Here is a 19,541-nt window from a genome sequence, read left to right as displayed (position 1 = left end):
GTTTTTCGTTTATGAGGCTCAAATGACTACTTATAACACTGGCAATCCGATCGGCTCTGCTGCTGCGCAGGATTTGTATGACAACGCACAGAACTTAGATCACCTTTCTGCCGATCGAGTTAATGAAACATGGCCTGACCGTTTTGGCATTCCACGACTCACCTGGTACGGCATGGAAGAACGTATCAAGCAGGCCATTATAAATCTTGGCTGGAATCCTGTAGGTACCTTCCAGGAAGGTGCGACGCTGAATGCAGGCTCAATTATTCAGGACGAAACAACGGGAATCTGGTATCGCTGGGATGATCTTACAACACTCCCAAAAATAGTCCCTCCCGGCTCTACTCCAGGGTCTACAGGAGGGATAGGAGAGGGTAAATGGCTCGCCGTCGACGTCAGTGACGTTCTTCGCAAGCAGATTTCAGATCCGGATGGAGCAACGAAATATCCTGAACTTCAGATTGCTCGCTGGAGAGATGAGGGGGATTTGCGTGGGTGGGGGTGTGTATGCGACGGGGTGGCTGATGACTCTGATAACCTGCAGGCAGCTATCATCTATTCAGAAATTCATGACCGGAAATTATATGCTTCTGGCCCAGTAAGGATAACCAAGAAAATCACATTCACTAAACCGCCTCAGCTTCGTGGGTTTATGTACTCACCTCCTGTTATCGGTAAATTCCAGGGGGCTCCTTATGATAAAAAAGGTTTTATCATTTATTCAGAGGTTCCGTTAGATTATTGTGTTGAGATAAACCCACCAGGAAACAACAAATACATCAGGGGGTTAAACCTTATTGACATTCATGTCCTTGCTCAAGGAACTGGAGTTAATGGAAAAGGAGTGCTGATAGCAAACTGTGGTTGGGGTGGGTATGTTAGAGGGCTTGTTGTTGAAGGTTTCCATGGTGGTGGTCTCACGTTAAGTCAATTGCAGGATACGTTATTTGACCAGCTTGAAATTCTGGACTGTGGCACAGATAATGTTGTTGCTGCACTTGAAATTACCAATGGTTCAAACCTTCTGGCATTCAATCGCGCCCGCATAGAGGCAAATGAATTCCAGATGCGTATTCGCAACAGCATGATGATTGATTTTATTGCTCCGCACTTTGAACAGGGGGATTATCCTGATGCTAGCGCTGGTGCGGAGTTTGAGAAAATAAATAGATATCCGTCTATTTATTTACAAGCATCCCAAAACATCAAGTTTCATGGTGGATTTATTTTTGGTGCGACAATCCAGAAACAGATGGCGAAATACGGCATCACGGCTGCTGACTGTCCGTTCCATATGTCAGTTGGTGGTGATTGCTCTAATATTGATTTGCTTGGCGTCACTATGGGGTTTGGTTATAACTCTGGCCGAATCCTTGAACACCATGGAAGCGGCAAAGTTCAGAACTGCACACCTATTGCGCTATGTACTGAAACATACCCGATAATTCTTGATGGAAATATTCTATTCCAGAATAACCAGTGTGGGTATACCGATAACCCGACAAGTGAAACATTTTTCCTTATGGCTGCCAAATACGCAACAATCGAAGCGAATATGTTCGCTTGTGTAAATAGTAGCTCTGTTAATAAATTGTACGGAAGTTTGTTTGCACTAAACCCATCAAATCCTATCTTGCTTGGGCGAAATCAGTATGTGATAAGTAAACGCGCTCTTTTTCATGACGGTACCGTAAGAGCTATTGCTCAAGGATACGATGGAACAGAACAATCATCTGGTGGAGCTATAAACATGCAACAGCATAATATCACTAGCGTGATAACACTTTTCGGTGGGGCTGGTGGTGCTGCTAATGTTACCGCACTAAACAACATGTCTCCAGGCCAGCGAACAATGTTCCAAAATAACGGAACAGGTAATATAACATTCAACCATGGAGGGAATGTTTACTGTAAGGGCGGTGTTAATGCAGTTGTTCCTAGTGGACATTTCATTGAATTTATATATAACGGAAGTGGTGGGGTAAGCACTGAGTTATCACGCAGTTTTTGAATGAAAGCCCCTTTCGGGGCTTTTTTTATAGTATAGGCAATAGAGTTGGAGATATTATATCTTTGGAAAAGATAATTGATGCCTCTTGAGTTAGGTGACCGTAATCTACAGCAGTCAATTCTCCACTTGAAAGGCGAGCAAGGCAGTAGTTATATCCATTTTTCTTATGACAAAGCTTGTCAGTTGCAGAGATATAAATAAAACCAGCGTCACTTGCAATGCTTTTCATATAACTATCAGATTTAAATGGCCTTTCACTCAAACCTTCATCAGTGATGTACGAGTCTTTTCCCTTCCAATGAGTAGATTTAATTATCACTTTAGGTAGCGATGGATCCCATTGTGGAAGTGGGCCCATAACAATTACGTTTTTTACTCCAAAACCTTTAAGTGTTGAAACTATTTCCTTCCAGTTTGTCAGTTCATGGTTATCATGCTGCGCAATAATAACGGTAGTGGGTTTGATTTTTTCTATGCTGGCAATGGCTAGTTTATTAGAACTATCACATGCCAACTTAAAATCACCTGTCTGTACTGTAGAATCACTTAGCGAAGGATAGCATCCAGCAGATGTTTTTTGGTAAAAAGGAACCCTTCCATTAAGCAATGTCCTTATACCTAAAGACCATGCCTCAGCATGAGAGTCCCCCCATAGGAAAATGCCACCATCTCCACTTTTTGTTGTGCATTCAGGAGATACATCTAAGCTTTTTTTAACCGTCAAAGACTCATAAGTATTACATTTTAACCAGTAAGCTTCTTTTAAGTAGTAATGCTTAACGTCATATTCGTTTAAGAAAGCTTGCGTCTCTGAGGATGCTCCATATCTGAATTTATAATCAGCGCCATTAGAATTAAAAACAAAAAATGAGGGTATTAATGCCGCTATAGTAATATAGATTGGCTTTATCCTCCATATTTTACTTAATTTATCAACGGAAATGAAATCTCTTTTTTCAATTAATAGATGGCTTAATGCCCCAAGAGCGATTGACGCCGCAATCCCATAAATATAATAAGAGGAAAGTTGATTTATGTATAAGTAAACAACTATAGGCCAATGCCATAAATAAATTGAGTATGACCACTTCCCAATATAAAAAGATAGTTTATTAGATGTTAATTTATTATCGCGACATCCACTCAGGATTATTAAATATGCACCTGCAACTGGTAATAATGTGTAGTAACCAGGCCAGACTGTATCTGCTGAAAAAACAAAGCAAGATATAATAATTGATATTATTCCAATGTAGTAAAGTGGTGCCTTAATATTGTCTCTATTTTTTAATGGGTAAAGGTAAGCCAATCCTCCAGCAATCATCTCCCACGCCCTCATCGGTATGAAGTAATAACCTGAAGTTGAATTTGTTAATGATGAGTATGTGGCTATAGATAGACTTAAAATAAAAATAAAAATTAGGCTCGCCTTTATTTTTTCAATTGATATTTTTTTGCCTAAAAGTAATATAACGATTGGATATATAATGTAGAATTGCCACTCTACAGATAGAGACCATGTATGTAACAGCCATTTTTCATGCGAAGATGTATCAAAATAACCAGTTTCTCCCATGTACATCATGTTTGATATAAATGAGACGCTTCCAGCCACATGCTTACCTAATATTTTATAATCATTAGGGGTTAAATTGAACCATCCATATATTAACAAAAAAATACACAGAACAGATAGTGCTGGTATTATCCTGTTTGCTCTTGCACAATAAAATTTAATAATATTGAAACTGCCTTTTTCAATACCACCAAAAATTATTGATGTCATCAAATAACCAGATATAACAAAGAATACATCTACCCCTACAAACCCACCCGGCAACAAAGATGGTTTGAAGTGGAAAAGGACTACAGCCATAACTGCTATAGCTCTTAATCCATTAATATCATGCCTGAATTTCATGCATTATTTTCCAGCAAATTGAACTTACCAGTCATTGGCATTGTGCAAAAAACACACACCCATGATCTGCTTAGGTAAACCATTCTATACGGGGATGCTTGTTTGTAAACATCCATCATGAAGATACGCTCTAAACTTCAATGAGCATTGTCTGATATCATCTACGATTAGATCTCTTCTAATGACAAATCTTAAGGAAGAAGATGAACAGAAGACAGTTCATAACCATTTCAGTTGGCGTTGTAGCCATAGCAGGTGCTGGCGGCCTGTTAGCAGTTGGTCAAAAGCAGGAAAAAAGCATCTCTCTTTGGGGACACTCATTTTTCGGTAACAATAATACATTCTCTGCGAAGCTAATCGCTGAAACAGGATACCCCGTCTATAACTTTGGTTTATCTGGAGCAACATCAGAGAGCATAGCTCTCAGGAATGGCGCGTATACCATCAAATATGAACCTGAAGGAAGGATGCTAAGATCTGGGGTAAGAAATCTGCTCACTCCTAACATCCCCGGGCCTTTGCGTCTTTGGGGTAATGCCGCTGCAACCTGGATTCATTTGCCATGTGAAATGTATGGAGTAAGTGGCGTTCTTGACTGGGATGGGAAAAATATATTTTTTACAACAAACAACGCTACAAAAAATTCAAAGCTGGATAAACCATCAGTTTTAACCATCTATCCTATGACCACCGTCGAAACTGGCAACGTTGCTGAAAAGACAAGTTACCCAGATCATCCTGAATCTATCTACCTTCTCTGGCTAGGTAGAAACAACTCAACCCAGCCAGAAGAGATCATGCGCGATGCAAAGGCCATCGTATCTCGGATGAAGAATGGTAATAACCGGTTTGTCATTCTCCCGGAGTTTCCAGCAAGTTATGAGCCAAAAGGAACAAAAGGTGCTGAAGAGATAGCACTGATAAACCGTCTGTATAAAGAAGCTTATCCTGAGCACTATTGTGAAATTGATGGTGTTGATCTCCTTCAAAACTTCATGGATCATCATAACCCATCAAACCAACAAGACCTGACTGATATTAAAAATGGCGTAACACCATCCTCATTAAGGCAGGACGAACTCCACCCATCTATAACTAAGAAACCAGATGCCCTCTATGCCGGAACCGAAATTAATGCAGAATTTGTCGCAAAGTTTCTTAAGATGAAAGGGTGGGTGTGATTGTAATTAAGGAAAATAGAATGAAAAAAATCTTAGCAGTGATCGCTGGCGCGGCGCTTCAGAGAGTCCTGCGGACAGGCATAAATCTAACTGACGGTTCCGGTTTCGGCACATTAAGTGATGGAACTGAGATAAAGATACTGCTTGGAAACATGATTCATTACGCTGGAGCTGAAGGCTACTGGCACAAGGATTGAGGGTAGGGATGTGGAGCTAATCATAATTTGCGCAATTATTGGATGTATCCCGGCAGCAATAGCTAGCAGCAAGGGGCGTTCATTCTTTGCCTGGTGGGTGTATGGGGCGCTGCTTTTTATCGTTGCACTGATTCACTCGCTGGTAATCAAGAGGGATATCCGTGCACTGGAGAATAGCCAACTCAACGAGGGCATGGTTAAGTGCCCATTTTGCGCCGAGGTGATCAAGCCGGAAGCCGTAAAATGTAAGCACTGCGGCAGTGATGTAAAAGAAGCGCTAGAGGCGGCTAGTTTCGCAAATTTCAAACCAAGCGACATGCCATTTGATGCGTTTTTTATCAGGCGTAAAGACGGCTTTGATGTTAATGAGGCGTCAGTCACCACTTTAATTTCACGGTTGAGAAAAGCCAATCCGGGTATTCATCCCGCGAACATTAAAGACAAGTACAGCGAGCAAATTACTGACCTTGTGAATCAGTTACCAAGCGGAATAAGAGATGAGTTCATGCGTGTTTATGACGCAAATATTTGACGCATAGCCCACTCAGGTGGGCTTTTAGTAATCCCTCAGCACGTCGTCAATTGCTTTGTCTATAGCATGCCTTAGCTTGTCTCCCAGCGGGTCATCGGGTGAGTGTTTCCCAAATAACGCATCCTCAAGAATTTGCACGATCTCAGAATTCACTGCGCTATACCTGTACCCCTCAACCCTGCTTCGGCGGGTTTTTTTGTTTATTCTCGTTATGAAGTTTGGGGGCAAATTTGGGGGCAAAACCATACTTGGGGGCATATTTTGGGGCAGCAAGATGTACGTTATTGTCTGTTATTCTCCGGTTGGTCGCTTATGTAAGCTTTTGATATTGATGTAAATATATGTTTTTAAAATGTTTTGGATTAGAACAGCATAATTTTTAAGGTTTTTAGATTCGATCTGCAAAGTGTATCGCACTTACGCCTGCTTCGTAAAAATGTCTGCGGGTAAGTGCTGATATTGTCAGCGCATTTGATGCTTTTTGAGCAATGCCCTTAATTGATGGTAGGTCAGGCCCAGCAGTTCAGCCGCTCGTTTCTGGTTATATTTCGCCTGCTTCAGGCTCTGCTCAAGCAGCTGTTGTTCCTGTTCGTGCTGGAACTGCCGTAAATCGAGCGGTAACGCGGGGGCGTCGCCAGGTGTTGCTGTTGCTGACATCGGCTGAACATTGCGCTGGAAAGGGTCGAGAATAATGTTGTCCAGCTCCATTTCGCTGTTACCGTGACGGTAGACCGAACGCTCGACCACGTTTTTCAGTTCACGAATGTTCCCCGGCCAGTGGTAAGCAAGCAGCGTCTCCTGAGCATAGTCGCTGAACCCGGGAAAGAGCGGAAGGCCGAGTTCGCGACACATCTGAATCGCAAACTGTTCTGCCAGCAACATGATGTCGCTGCGTCGTTCGCGCAACGGTGGAAGCTGGACAACGTCAAACGCCAGGCGGTCGAGCAGGTCGGCGCGGAATTTATCTTCAGCGACCATTTCCGGCAGATTGGCATTGGTAGCGCAGACCAGACGAACGTTAACCTGCAGCGGCTGGCTACCGCCGACGCGTTCCAGCTCACCATACTCAATCACGCGCAGCAGTTTTTCCTGCACCAGCATGGGCGCAGTTGCCAGCTCATCCAGGAACAAGGTGCCGCCGTCTGCGCGTTCGAAACGGCCCGGGTGGCGTTTCTGTGCCCCGGTAAAAGCTCCGGCTTCATGGCCGAAGAGTTCGGTATCCAGCAGGTTTTCATTCAGCGCCGCGCAGTTAAGCGAAATGAAGGGCCCGTCCCAGCGTCCGGATAAATAGTGAAGACGGTTGGCAATTAATTCCTTACCGGTACCGCGCTCACCGATGATCAGCACTGGTTTATTAAGCGGGGCGAGGCGGGAAACCTGTTCCAGCACTTCGAGAAAACTGTTTGCCTCGCCGAGTAAATTGTCTTTGTATCCAGCCATGATGAAATTCACCACTCATTAGCGATATTCACCAGGTGAATGTAGTGTGGTGGCGATGAAAAATCAACCATAATCATAAAAAACAATAAGATAAAAAGTTGGCATGCAAATTGTATTATCTGTTCAGCAGGGCATTGCCCGATAACAGAAATGTGAGGATTGAATTATGGGTATTTTTTCTCGTTTTGCCGACATCGTGAACGCCAACATCAACTCACTGCTTGAGAAAGCGGAAGATCCGCAGAAGCTGGTACGTCTGATGATTCAGGAAATGGAAGATACGCTGGTTGAAGTGCGTTCAACCTCCGCCCGTGCGCTGGCTGAGAAAAAACAGTTAACGCGCCGCATTGAGCAGGCCACCACCCAGCTTAACGAGTGGCAGGAAAAGGCCGAACTGGCGCTGCGTAAAGATAAAGAAGACCTGGCTCGCGCTGCACTGATTGAAAAACAGAAGCTTGCGGATATGGTCGCCGCGCTGGAACATGAAGTGACGCTGGTGGATGATACGCTGACGCGGATGAAGAAAGAGATTGGCGAGCTTGAGAACAAGCTGAGCGAAACCCGTGCACGCCAACAGGCACTGGCACTTCGCCACCAGGCTGCCAGTTCCTCCCGCGATGTTCGCCGTCAGCTGGACAGCGGCAAGCTGGATGAAGCAATGGCGCGTTTTGAATCATTTGAACGCCGTATCGACCAGATGGAAGCGGAAGCAGAAAGCCACAGTATTGGTAAGCAAAAATCGCTGGATCAGCAGTTTGCCGACCTGAAAGCTGACGACGAAATCAGCGAGCAACTGGCGGCACTGAAAGCCAAAATGAAACAAGACAACCAATAATAATTCGTGCGGCACCCGAGTGTGCCGCCACACATGGTAAGACAAGGAGTACACATGAGCGCGCTTTTTCTGGCTATTCCCCTGACCATTTTCGTGCTGTTTGTTCTGCCGATTTGGTTATGGCTGCACTACAGCAACCGTTCTTCACGCGGCGACCTTTCCCAGAGTGAGCAACAACGTCTGGTGCAGTTGTCCGATCAGGCGAATAAGATGCGCGACCGTATTCAGGCGCTGGAAGCAATCCTGGATGCGGAACACCCGAACTGGAGGGATCGTTAATGTCTGGACTGAACCTGAATAAGAAACTGTGGCGGATCCCTCAGCTTGGCATGATTCGCGGTGTTTGCGCCGGGCTGGCGCATTATCTCGACGTCCCGGTGAAACTGGTGCGGGTGGTCGCGGTGTTATCCATTTTCTTTGGTCTGGGGTTCATCACCCTGGTGGCGTACATCATTCTGGCGTTTGTGCTCGACCCGATGCCGGAAGGGGAGCTGGCGGCTGAAGGTGCGCCAACCAGTAATGACATTCTGAATGAAGTGGACGCTGAACTGGCCGCAGGCGAGAAGCGTTTACGTGAAATGGAACGTTATGTCACGTCAGATACCTTTACGCTGAGAAGTCGTTTTCGTCAGCTTTAAGAGAGAGCATTAATGAATCGAAACTGGCAACAGGCTGGTCAGAAGATAAAATCCGGCCTGAAAATCGCAGGTAAACTGGTTCTGCTGACGGCATTACGTTTCGGCCCGGCAGGTGTGGCGGGCTGGGCGGTCAAATCTGTTGCGCGTAAGCCGGTCAGAATGTTGCTGGCGGTGGCGCTGGAGCCGCTGTTGAGAACGCTGGCCGGACGCCTCTCGGGAAAACTGAAATAACGTTCATACGGTACGCTGATGCGCGTGCCGTTTTGCTGCAAGGTTTTATTCCTTTCATGTTGCCCCCATATCATATTTTTAAGAATACAAACGCCTTCAGGCAAAAAGGACGGCGATGAAGCGACTTAAAAACGAATTCAATTCTCTGGTGAACCGTGGCGTTGATCGCCATCTGCGTCTGGCGGTGACGGGGCTGAGCCGTAGCGGTAAAACGGCGTTCATCACCGCAATGGTGAACCAGTTACTTAACCTGCACACCGGGGCACGATTACCGCTGTTGAGCGCCGTGCGGGAAGAACGTCTGCTGGGCGTTAAGCGTGTACCACAGCGTGATTTTGGTATTCCACGTTTTACCTATGACGAAGGGCTGGCGCAGCTGTACGGTGAACCACCGACCTGGCCGACGCCTACCCGTGGGGTGAGTGAAATTCGTCTGGCGCTGCGTTTTCGCTCCAGTGAATCGCTGATGCGCCATTTTAAAGACACCTCTACGCTGTATCTTGAAATCGTGGATTACCCCGGCGAATGGCTGCTCGATTTACCTATGCTGGCACAGGATTACCTCACCTGGTCCCGACAGATGACCGGTTTGTTACAGGGTCACCGTGCCGAGTGGTCGGCGAAATGGCGGACGCTGTGCGAAGGCTTAGATCCGCTTGCTCCTGCGGATGAAAACCGGCTGGCAGCCATTGCCGAAGCCTGGACGGATTATTTGCACCAGTGTAAGCAGGAAGGGTTGCATTTCATCCAGCCGGGGCGTTTTGTCCTGCCAGGGGATCTGGCGGGTGCGCCTGCACTCCAGTTTTTCCCGTGGCCGGACGTGGATGCCATCGGAGAATCAAAGCTGGCACAGGCGGATAAGCACACTAACGCCGGAATGCTGCGCGAGCGTTACAATTATTACTGTGAAAAAGTGGTGAAGGGGTTCTATAAAAATTACTTTTTACGTTTCGATCGTCAGATTGTGCTGGTGGACTGCCTACAGCCGCTCAACAGCGGGCCGCAGGCGTTTAACGATATGCGCCTGGCGCTGACACAGCTGATGCAAAGTTTTCACTACGGGCAGCGCACGTTGTTCCGCCGCCTGTTTTCACCGGTGATCGACAAACTGCTGTTTGCGGCGACTAAAGCTGACCACGTGACGGTCGATCAACATGCCAATATGGTGTCGCTGTTGCAGCAACTGGTGCAGGATGCGTGGCAAAACGCGGCATTCGAAGGGATCAGTATGGACTGCCTCGGGCTGGCTTCCGTACAGGCAACGCAGGGGGGGCTGATTGACCTCAACGGCGAGAAAATTCCGGCATTGCGGGGTAACCGACTGAGTGATGGTGAACCGCTCACCGTCTATCCGGGTGAAGTGCCCGCGCGCCTGCCGGGACAGGCATTCTGGCAAAACCAGGGTTTCCAGTTTGAAGCATTCCGCCCGCAGGCCATGAACGTTGACCAGCCGTTGCCGCACATTCGTCTGGATGCGGCGCTGGAGTTTTTGATTGGAGATAAATTGCGATGACGGAACCGTTAAAACCGCGCATTGACTTTACCGGGACGCTTGAACAGGAGCAGCAAGAGGCGTTTAAAACGGCGCAGACGTTCAGCGGCCCGCAGGCGGATAATTTTGCACCGGCACTGACCGAAGAACGGGGTGTCGAGGAAGGTCAGGCAGAAGCTGTCATTGAAGCTGCGCTGCGCCCAAAACGCAGTCTCTGGCGCAAGATGGTGGGCGCAGGGCTGGCGCTGTTTGGTGTTAGCGTGATTGGACAGGGCGTGCAGTGGACTATCAACGCCTGGCAAACTCAGGACTGGGTGGCGATGGGCGGTTGTGCCGCGGGGGCGCTGATTGTGGGGGCTGGTGTCGGGTCGGTTGCCACCGAGTGGCGTCGCCTGTGGCGTTTGCGACAACGCGCGCATGAACGTGATGAAGCCCGGGATCTGCTGCACAGCCACGGCACGGGAAAAGGCCGTGCTTTCTGTGAAAAACTGGCCACTCAGGCCGGGATAGACCAGTCACATCCGGCGCTTCAGCGCTGGTATGCCGCCATCCATGAAACCCAGAATGACCGGGAAGTGGTGACGCTTTATTCCCACATGGTACAACCCGTGCTGGATGCGCAGGCGCGACGTGAAATTAGCCGTTCGGCGGCAGAATCCACGTTGATGATTGCCGTCAGCCCGCTGGCGCTGGTGGACATGGCGTTTATCGCCTGGCGTAACCTGCGCCTGATTAACCGCATCGCGAATCTTTACGGTATTGAGCTGGGTTATTACAGCCGCCTGAGGTTGTTTAAGCTGGTCTTACTGAATATCGCCTTTGCCGGTGCCAGCGAACTGGTACGCGAAGTGGGGATGGACTGGATGTCGCAGGATCTGGCCGCGCGGCTTTCGGCACGCGCTGCACAGGGGATTGGTGCCGGTTTACTGACTGCGCGCCTGGGTATTAAAGCGATGGAAGTCTGCCGTCCGCTACCGTGGATTGACGACGATAAGCCACGGTTGGGCGATTTCCGCCGTGAGTTAATCGGCCAGCTTAAAGAAACGCTCAATAAAAAACCCACTCAGTAAGAGGTTTGTTCACTATTCGTGCTGGCTGTCAATATTTGTTGACAGCCATCTTCCGGATCACCGTGATCTGACATATCATTTTAATGTTATTGGCTTAAACGGTGAATTTCCCATGCGTCTGGAAGTCTTTTGTGAAGACCGTCTCGGTCTGACCCGCGAGTTACTCGATCTTCTTGTTTTGCGTAGCATTGATTTACGTGGCATTGAGATCGATCCTGTCGGGCGAATTTACCTCAATTTTGCCGAAATTGAATTTAATACCTTCAGTAGCCTGATGGCGGAAATCCGCCGTATCGCTGGCGTTACGGATGTACGCACCATTCCCTGGATGCCATCAGAGCGTGAGCATCTGGCGCTGAGTGCCTTGCTGGAAGCGATGCCGGAGCCTTTCCTGTCTCTGGATCTGAAAAGTAAAGTTGAGCGCGTCAACCAGGCCAGCTGCCAGCTCTTCGCACAGGGCCAGGAGAAGCTCAGCAACCATCACGCCTCACAGTTGATCCCAGGTTTTAACTTCCTGCGCTGGCTGGAGAGCAGCCCGCAGAACACGCATAGCGAACATGTGGTCATAAACGGACAGAATTTCCTGATGGAGATAACGCCGGTGTACCTGAAAGGGGAAAATAATACCCTCGTTCTGACCGGGGCGGTGATCATGCTGCGTTCTACCGTTCGTATGGGTCGCCAGCTGCAAAATCTCTCCAGCCAGGATGTCGGTGCGTTCAGCCAGATTATTGCGGTTAGCCCGAAAATGCGCCATGTGGTCGATCAGGCACGCAAGCTCGCCAACTTAACCGCGCCTCTGCTGATCACCGGCGATACGGGCACCGGGAAAGACCTGCTGGCTCACGCCGTGCATCTTGCCAGCCCGCGAGCGGCGAAACCGTATCTGGCACTCAACTGTGCGTCCATCCCTGAAGATGCCGTTGAAAGCGAACTGTTCGGCCATGCGCCAGAAGGTAAAAAAGGATTCTTCGAGCAGGCGAACGGTGGTTCGGTACTGCTGGACGAAATTGGCGAAATGTCGCCACGTATGCAGGCCAAACTGCTGCGCTTCCTGAACGACGGGACATTCCGCCGCGTAGGGGAAGACCATGAGGTACATGTGGATGTGCGCGTGATCTGCGTCACCCAGAAAAATCTGGTGGAGCTGGTGCAAAAGGGCGTGTTCCGCGAGGATCTCTATTATCGCCTGAACGTACTGACGCTGAATATCCCGCCGCTGCGCGATTGTCCGCAGGACATCATGCCGCTGACAGAGTTGTTTGTGGCCCGTTTCGCCGATGAACAGGGCGTACCGCGTCCGAAGCTCTCTGCGGACCTGGGCACGGTGCTGACGCGCTACGGCTGGCCGGGCAATATTCGTCAGCTGAAAAACGCCGTTTATCGTGCATTGACTCAGCTGGAAGGGTACGAACTGCGGCCGCAGGACATCCTGTTACCGGATTACGACACCGGGACGGTGTCGGTGGGGGAAGAGGCGATGGAAGGCTCGCTGGATGATATCACCAGCCGTTTTGAACGTTCGGTGCTGACGCAGCTTTATCGTAGCTATCCAAGTACCCGCAAGCTGGCTAAACGTCTTGGGGTATCGCATACCGCGATTGCAAATAAATTGCGTGAGTATGGTCTGAACCAGAAGAAGGGTGACGAATAACGATAAAAAGCCTCTGTAAAGAGGCTTTTACTTTTGCTTCTATAGCGTGCTGTCGTCCTGACAGCACTTATTCCTTCGCCATAGGCGTGGCACTGACGTCGACCTTTGTTTCTCCCTGAATCTTCGCAATCCTGTTCTCCACTTCTTTCACCTGGTCATGATTTGAGAGCAGGGTGTAGGTCAGATCAAACTGGGTACTGGCCCCGGGCTGCAGCTGCTTAACGCGCTTCTGCTCGCGTTCTATGGTGACGGGGTAGGCATAGCTGGTGCCAGGCTCAATACCCGTGACATAACCCTGTTTCAGCGTGTCGGTATTTTTCCATAAGGTCAGTACCGGGAGCTGGCGAGTATCGAACTGGATTGATGCACCTTTATCACCTGCCTTATTGACCACTGCTGCGAGGGTTTCATGGTTTTCATCAGCCAGCGGTTTGATATTGAAGACCATTTCATCGAAGCCTTTGGTCGGGCCGGCGTAGGTTTGCCAGGTGTCCAGGCCAGCTTTGGCGTAGTCGTTGAACGGACTGATGCTTGCCGCTGGAGCCAGGAAGCGTGCGCCGGCTTCAAGGATTGGTGTACCAAAGTTGCTGTGGTAGATAATTTGATAATCATGGGGATAATCTGCATGGTTAGTTAAAACATCATGCAGGCTGAAACGGTTGCTGCCGGGCACGTAGCGCAGTTCGGTCATCGTCTGCAAATCTGCTTTCTTAAACGTGCTCTCTTTGATCAAGCCGCGAATGCGAATTTCGTGCGGTGCGGTATCAGCAACGTCCACCTCCACCAGTGACACTGGTGTATTTCCCGCCTTACCGTGCAGCGTATAAATTTGCCCATCAGCCGTGACAGGGTGGCCCGTCCATTCATAGCCACAGCGAACCATCATCTCGTTGAAACCTTCCAGCCAGCCGAGTCCATTGCGGTTTTCCAGGTTAATGAAGGCCGGGTTAACCACCTCTTTCACCGGAGAATCCCACCCCATTTTTGTGCCAAAACCTTCAACACGCAGAAGATTCATCCCACGCGTCGGGCTTAACGTAATAGTCAGGCCATTTTTACTGCTAATGACGATGATTTTGCTGCCTTCCTGCTTACCACCGTGCAACACTTTTTGCTCAATGCTGAAATGCTGATCTTTAACCTTCAGCTGATCGCTTGAAATCTGCCAGTTTCCTTTGTCTACGCTATCTTCAGCACTTGTCAGCACCCAGGTTTTAGCTGCCACATTGCCTGAAATCAGCACCGCAAGTACCGTCAAAGCCAGTTTGATTTTCATTTTTTATCCTTTTTGCTGAAACGATTATTTTCTTTCGTAAGGAAATCTAATGATTAGACGTAAAAGGAAATGTGATGCGGCTCACCTGAAGAGAAATTTCGATTTTTTAACCTTTTTTATGAGGTTTTGATCTCAATTTATTTAACAGTTAGATCAATACTTGCATAAAAAATGTGAAACAAAACAAATTTTGATTTAACGATTCAGCTTTGAGGCAATAAAAAACCCCGCCATGCGAGGTTTTTAAAAAACAAACGTGCTGTAGAGCGTAAGCAGAAATAAGTCCTTTTATTTCATGATATTGCTAAGCTATACATAACGGCTGTACAGTTACGCTTTCAGCACGTCCAGCGCTGCGGTGTAGTCTGGCTCGGTGGTGATTTCGTTCACCAGCTCGCTGAATACCACGTTGTCGTTTTCATCAATAACCAGAACCGCGCGAGCGGCCAGGCCTTTCAGCGCACCTTCTGCAATGCCAACGCCGTATTTCTCAAGGAAATCCGCATTGCGCAGCGTGGAAAGGGTAATGACGTTGCTCAGACCTTCCGCACCGCAGAAGCGAGACTGGGCAAACGGCAGGTCAGCAGAAATGCACAGCACAACGGTGTTGTCCATTTCAGTCGCCAGCTGGTTGAATTTACGCACGGATGCGGCACAAACGCCGGTATCGATGCTTGGGAAAATGTTCAGGACTTTGCGCTTGCCAGCAAACTGGCCCAGCGTGACGTCAGACAGATCTTTAGCCACCAGAGTGAAAGGCTGCGCTTTGCTACCAGACTGCGGAATGGAACCTGCGACAGCAACAGGGTTGCCCTGGAAATGAACGAGTTGTGACATAGATATCTTCCTGTTTACATATAGTTAACGTCGGGGCTAGTGTATGCCATCAGCGGATAACACGGCAAACCAATTTTTTTGCCTTTCGGCGTCGCAAGGAGTCAGTGATGAGAAGCGTTAAGGTCTATGAAGAAGCCTGGCCATTGCATACCCCGTTTGTGATCTCCCGAGGCAGTCGAAGCGAAGCCTGCGTGGTGGTGGTCGAGATAGAAGAAGAGGGCATCAAAGGTGTGGGTGAATGCACCCCATACCCCCGGTACGGAGAGAGTCTTGCATCGGTGATGGCGCATATCATGACGCTGGTGCCAGACCTGCAAAAAGGGCTTTCTCGCGAGGCGTTACAGCAGCGGTTACCCGCGGGCGCAGCGCGTAACGCTATCGACTGCGCTTTATGGAGCCTGGAGGCGGCTAAACAACGGGTATCGTTGCCTGCATTACTGGGCGTTACGCTGCCGGAGACGATTATCACTGCACAAACGGTGGTGATTGGTGAGCCTGAACAAATGGCGGCCAGTGCGAAGGCACTGTATGCGTCTGGCGCGACGTTGCTAAAAGTTAAACTCGACGACCGCTTAATCAGTGAACGGATGGTTGCCATTCGCGCGGCTGTGCCAGAGGCCACGCTCATTGTCGATGCCAACGAGTCATGGCACAGCGAGGGACTGGCGGCGCGCTGCCAGCTGTTGGCCGATCTGAACGTTGCCATGCTGGAGCAGCCTTTACCGGCAAATGACGATGCCGCGCTGGAGAATTTCATCCATCCTCTGCCCATTTGTGCGGATGAAAGCTGTCACACCCGCGACAGTCTGGCACAACTCAAGGGGCGTTATGAGATGGTGAATATTAAGCTCGACAAAACCGGTGGCTTAACAGAAGCGCTGGCGCTGGCTAAAGAGGCACAGGTGCAGGGGTTTGGTTTAATGCTGGGCTGTATGTTGTGTACATCCAGGGCGATCGGGGCCGCATTACCCCTCGCGCCACAGGTGCGTTTTGCCGATCTGGATGGCCCAACCTGGCTGGCGGTTGACGTCTCGCCAGCCCTGAGCTTTACCTCCGGGCAGCTTCATCTCTGAGGCTGCCAGCGCAGCAGCTCCACCATTGCTTTCAGGTATTTTTCGCTGGCTTCATCGGATGAGATCGGCGGGAATTCCGCAGTGATGCAGTGTAAATTCAGGTCGGCGCACCAGCTACCAAATGAACCGGGTGTTTCATAGCCGACGCTGGTGACAAGTGGAAGGGCGAATGCGTTCGCCAGCCACTGGCCCAGTACGGTGTGGCGCGGATCTTCAATACAGGCCAACGGGTCGTGGAAGGAGACAACCCAGGCCGGGTGGATCCGATGAATTAACTGGCAGAGCGCTTGTGTCTCAGGTTCAGAACCGGGCTTATCTCCCGTCAGTAACACGACGTCGCGCTCTTCCGCTGAGCTGTTCCAGCGGTACACGGTTTCTCCGGCACGCCAGTTCGCCGCCGGGAAATTACGGTTTAAGTCGATCCCCCTCGCATTTGCCCGTAGCCCAAGCTGGCAGCCATCCGGGTTCACGGTCAAAATAACGTGGTGTCGACGTAACGCTGGTGCGAGCGTTCGTAGTGCGCAGGAAAGGGTGACGATGGATGAGTTCTCGTCTCCGTGGGTTCCGGCTATGATCAATCCACTGTTGCGATCGGCCTCCGGGGCCGGAAACCAGATCAGCGGCGCGCCTAAAAATGAGCGTCCATAATGTTCAGTGCCTGGCGGGAAAGCGCCACGTTCCATCCTGGGTCGGGTGAAAGCCATAGGAGATCCTGATAAAGAAGTTACTACTGGCAGTGTTGTGCAAAACACGCGGTTAATCAAATAGTTTCCGTGTCAGCAGAACATTGCCAGATATCCGCTTTACGGTTTAAGGTATTTGCATTCCGCTGTTTCAAAACAAATAATTACGCATCTGCATATTACCGATTTTTTAAAGGGGATCTTATGAAGCATCCTGTTTCGCTGCTCTTCTCTGCGCTATGCCTGTGCGGGCTATCTTCACTGTCTTACGCCGCTGACGTGCCATCGGGCACGATCCTGGCGCAAAAACAGGAGCTGGTAAGACACATCAAAGATGAACCGGCTTCGCTCGATCCGGCAAAAGCCGTGGGGTTGCCAGAGATTCAGGTGATTCGCGACCTTTATGAAGGGCTGGTCAATCAGAATGATAAAGGGGAGCTAACCCCGGGCGTGGCAACACGCTGGCAGAGTAATGATAACCGAATCTGGACGTTCACCTTACGTGACAACGCAAAATGGTCTGACGGTACTCCTGTCACCGCTCAGGATTTTGTCTACAGCTGGCAGCGTCTGGTTGACCCAAAAACCACCTCACCGTTTGCCTGGTTTGCTGCGCTGGCAGGCATCAATAACGCTCAGGCAATTATTGACGGAAAAGCAGCACCGGATACGCTTGGCGTGACGGCTGTTGATAGCAGAACGCTACGTGTCCAGCTGGATAAACCGCTGCCGTGGTTCAGCAACCTGACGGCAAACTTTGCGTTTTATCCGGTTCAGAAAGCCAACGTTGAGAGCGGTAAAGAGTGGACGCGCCCGGGCGCGCTGGTCGGTAACGGTGCGTACGTTCTGAAAGATCGCGTGGTGAATGAAAAACTGGTGGTGGAACCCAATACCCACTACTGGGATAACGCCAAAACCGTACTGCAAAAAGTGACCTTCATACCGATTAACCAGGAATCTTCAGCAACCAAACGCTATCTGGCGGGTGATATTGATATTACCGAATCGTTCCCGAAAAACATGTACCAAAAGTTACTTAAAGACATTCCTGGGCAGGTGTATACGCCACCACAGCTGGGTACCTATTACTATGCGTTCAACACGCAAAAAGGCCCAACGGCTGATGCCCGCGTGCGTCTGGCGTTGAGTATGACTATCGATCGCCGGATTATGGCGGAGAAGGTGTTGGGCACGGGCGAAAAACCGGCATGGCACTTTACGCCTGACGTGACGGCGGGCTTCACGCCAGAGGCTTCTCCGTTTGAACAGATGTCGCAGCAAGAGCTCAATGCGCAAGCCAAAATGTTGTTACAGGCCGCCGGTTACGGTCCTCAGCGTCCGCTGACGCTGACCCTGTTGTATAACACCTCGGAAAACCACCAGAAAATTGCTATCGCCGTGGCATCCATGTGGAAGAAAAACCTGGGCGTTGACGTCAAACTGCAAAACCAGGAGTGGAAAACCTACATTGATAGCCGTAACACCGGCAATTTTGACGTGATCCGTGCGTCATGGGTGGGCGATTACAATGAGCCGTCGACTTTCCTGTCGCTGTTGACCTCAACCCACAGCGGTAATATTTCCCGTTTCAACGACCCGGCGTACGATAAGATTATCAACCAGGCAACGCTTGAAACTACGGAAAAAGCGCGCAATGCAGACTACAACAAGGCCGAGAAAATTCTGGCTGAGAAAGCACCGATTGCCCCTATTTATCAGTACACCAATGGCCGTCTGATTAAACCGTGGGTCAAAGGCTACCCGATTACTAACCCGGAAGATGTGGCGTATAGCCGTACGATGTATATAGAGAAGCACTGATACCGTTAAACCCAGTGCTGGCGCAATGTTAGCGCCAGCATTGTTTTTCTACCGTAACAGTTCGGCAAATTTTGCTAACCATTGCGGGTGTGCAGGCCAGGCGGGGGCGGTGACCAGGTTGCCGTCAACATGTGCCTGATCGATACCAATACTGGCGTAGTGTCCGCCGCTGAGCCGGACTTCTGGCGCACAGGCCGGGTAGGCACTACAGGTGCGACCTTTGAGTACACCGGCGGCGGCTAACAGTTGAGGGCCGTGGCAAACGGCGGCAATGGGTTTACGCACCGCGTCAAAGGCCCGTACCAGTTTCAGCACGTCATCATTCAACCGCAGATATTCAGGCGCTCTTCCTCCCGGGATGAGCAGTGCGTCATAGTCCTGTTCTTTAACTGCGGAAAAATCGGCGTTGAGCGTAAAACGGTGACCGGGCTTTTCGCTGTAGGTCTGGGCTCCGTCAAAGTCATGGATCGCCGTCATGATGTAGTCGCCTTTGTGTTTATCAGGACAGACGGCATCAACCTGATGACCAATCATCTGCAATGCCTGAAACGGCACCATTGTTTCGTAATCTTCAGCGTAATCGCCAACCAACATCAGGATTTTCTTACCCATCATTATTGTTCCTTTATGAATAGTGGTGTTTAAGATA

At 49.4% G+C, this 19,541-nt stretch carries 19 protein-coding genes; 13 read left to right on the top strand and 6 right to left on the bottom strand.

What is annotated here, in order from left to right:
• The first annotated feature begins 22 nt into the window (after positions 1-22).
• Complete coding sequence (locus HV318_RS03475) at positions 23-2,011, top strand: tail fiber/spike domain-containing protein (protein ID WP_182271574.1); 1,989 nt, start codon at positions 23-25, stop codon at positions 2,009-2,011.
• Between the two features lie 25 nt (positions 2,012-2,036).
• Here HV318_RS03475 and HV318_RS03470 read toward each other — a convergent pair whose 3' ends face one another.
• Positions 2,037-3,932, bottom strand: a complete 1,896-nt coding sequence (locus HV318_RS03470) for an acyltransferase family protein (protein WP_182271573.1) — start codon at positions 3,930-3,932, stop codon at positions 2,037-2,039.
• Positions 3,933-4,135: 203 nt separating this feature from the next.
• Between HV318_RS03470 and HV318_RS03465 the strand changes: the two genes are divergently transcribed.
• Genes HV318_RS03465 through HV318_RS03455 form a run of 3 tightly spaced genes read left to right on the top strand, consistent with a single transcriptional unit; the run spans position 4,136 to position 5,842 of the window.
• A complete protein-coding gene (locus tag HV318_RS03465) occupies positions 4,136-5,113 on the top strand; it encodes a hypothetical protein (RefSeq protein WP_182271572.1) in 978 nt (325 codons plus the stop codon).
• Between the two features lie 20 nt (positions 5,114-5,133).
• Entirely contained in the window at positions 5,134-5,310 is a 177-nt protein-coding gene (locus HV318_RS03460) for a hypothetical protein (protein WP_182271571.1), read from the top strand.
• 10 nt (positions 5,311-5,320) lie between these two features.
• Complete coding sequence (locus tag HV318_RS03455) at positions 5,321-5,842, top strand: zinc ribbon domain-containing protein (protein ID WP_182271570.1); 522 nt, start codon at positions 5,321-5,323, stop codon at positions 5,840-5,842.
• Positions 5,843-6,304: 462 nt separating this feature from the next.
• Here HV318_RS03455 and pspF read toward each other — a convergent pair whose 3' ends face one another.
• The gene (gene pspF, locus HV318_RS03450; RefSeq protein WP_182271569.1) at positions 6,305-7,282 is read right to left on the bottom strand and encodes a phage shock protein operon transcriptional activator; all 978 of its coding nucleotides are present in this window, start codon (positions 7,280-7,282) and stop codon (positions 6,305-6,307) included.
• Between the two features lie 166 nt (positions 7,283-7,448).
• Between pspF and pspA the strand changes: the two genes are divergently transcribed.
• The 7 genes from pspA to tyrR all read left to right on the top strand — a co-directional run bounded on the left by pspA (position 7,449) and on the right by tyrR (position 13,202).
• On the top strand, positions 7,449-8,117 hold the full coding sequence (gene pspA, locus HV318_RS03445; protein WP_182271568.1) for a phage shock protein PspA: 669 nt from the start codon (positions 7,449-7,451) through the stop codon (positions 8,115-8,117).
• A 54-nt stretch (positions 8,118-8,171) separates the two neighbouring features.
• On the top strand, positions 8,172-8,396 hold the full coding sequence (gene pspB / locus HV318_RS03440; protein WP_131632444.1) for an envelope stress response membrane protein PspB: 225 nt from the start codon (positions 8,172-8,174) through the stop codon (positions 8,394-8,396).
• Positions 8,396-8,755, top strand: coding sequence for an envelope stress response membrane protein PspC (gene pspC, locus HV318_RS03435; RefSeq protein ID WP_182271567.1), 360 nt, complete (start codon positions 8,396-8,398; stop codon positions 8,753-8,755). Before pspB ends, pspC begins: the two co-directional genes overlap by 1 nt.
• Positions 8,756-8,767: 12 nt before the next feature.
• On the top strand, positions 8,768-8,986 hold the full coding sequence (gene pspD / locus HV318_RS03430; protein WP_182271566.1) for a phage shock protein PspD: 219 nt from the start codon (positions 8,768-8,770) through the stop codon (positions 8,984-8,986).
• Between the two features lie 115 nt (positions 8,987-9,101).
• A complete protein-coding gene (locus HV318_RS03425) occupies positions 9,102-10,499 on the top strand; it encodes a YcjX family GTP-binding protein (protein WP_182271565.1) in 1,398 nt (465 codons plus the stop codon).
• The gene (locus tag HV318_RS03420) at positions 10,496-11,548 is read left to right on the top strand and encodes a YcjF family protein (RefSeq protein ID WP_182271564.1); all 1,053 of its coding nucleotides are present in this window, start codon (positions 10,496-10,498) and stop codon (positions 11,546-11,548) included. The genes HV318_RS03425 and HV318_RS03420 overlap by 4 nt, the downstream gene beginning before the upstream one ends.
• 112 nt (positions 11,549-11,660) lie before the next feature.
• A complete protein-coding gene (gene tyrR, locus HV318_RS03415; RefSeq protein WP_182271563.1) occupies positions 11,661-13,202 on the top strand; it encodes a transcriptional regulator TyrR in 1,542 nt (513 codons plus the stop codon).
• Positions 13,203-13,269: 67 nt separating this feature from the next.
• Here the strand turns inward: tyrR and HV318_RS03410 are convergent, their stop codons facing one another.
• Together HV318_RS03410 and tpx are read right to left on the bottom strand one after the other, a co-directional pair.
• Positions 13,270-14,478 (bottom strand): aldose 1-epimerase family protein, encoded by a 1,209-nt coding sequence (locus HV318_RS03410; RefSeq protein WP_182271562.1) that lies wholly within the window; start codon positions 14,476-14,478, stop codon positions 13,270-13,272.
• Between the two features lie 330 nt (positions 14,479-14,808).
• Positions 14,809-15,315, bottom strand: a complete 507-nt coding sequence (tpx, locus tag HV318_RS03405) for a thiol peroxidase (protein WP_182271561.1) — start codon at positions 15,313-15,315, stop codon at positions 14,809-14,811.
• 107 nt (positions 15,316-15,422) lie between these two features.
• On the opposite strand from tpx, the gene ycjG reads away from it, so the two are divergent.
• Positions 15,423-16,388 (top strand): L-Ala-D/L-Glu epimerase, encoded by a 966-nt coding sequence (ycjG, locus tag HV318_RS03400; protein WP_182271560.1) that lies wholly within the window; start codon positions 15,423-15,425, stop codon positions 16,386-16,388.
• Here the strand turns inward: ycjG and mpaA are convergent.
• Positions 16,379-17,092, bottom strand: coding sequence for a murein tripeptide amidase MpaA (gene mpaA, locus HV318_RS03395; protein ID WP_182271559.1), 714 nt, complete (start codon positions 17,090-17,092; stop codon positions 16,379-16,381). The two genes, ycjG and mpaA, sit on opposite strands and share 10 nt — an antisense overlap.
• A 183-nt stretch (positions 17,093-17,275) precedes the next feature.
• On the opposite strand from mpaA, the gene HV318_RS03390 reads away from it, so the two are divergent.
• Positions 17,276-18,892, top strand: coding sequence for a peptide ABC transporter substrate-binding protein (locus HV318_RS03390; protein WP_182271558.1), 1,617 nt, complete (start codon positions 17,276-17,278; stop codon positions 18,890-18,892).
• Positions 18,893-18,940: 48 nt separating this feature from the next.
• On the opposite strand, the gene HV318_RS03385 is transcribed toward HV318_RS03390, so the two are convergent.
• A complete protein-coding gene (locus HV318_RS03385; protein WP_182274521.1) occupies positions 18,941-19,504 on the bottom strand; it encodes a DJ-1/PfpI family protein in 564 nt (187 codons plus the stop codon).
• Positions 19,505-19,541: the final 37 nt, after the last annotated feature.

Source organism: Enterobacter sp. RHBSTW-00901, assembly GCF_014103115.1.
GTDB lineage: Bacteria > Pseudomonadota > Gammaproteobacteria > Enterobacterales > Enterobacteriaceae > Enterobacter > Enterobacter cloacae_P.
Note: the sequence above shows the minus strand (reverse complement) of the source record. Positions and strands in the feature narration are given on the sequence as shown.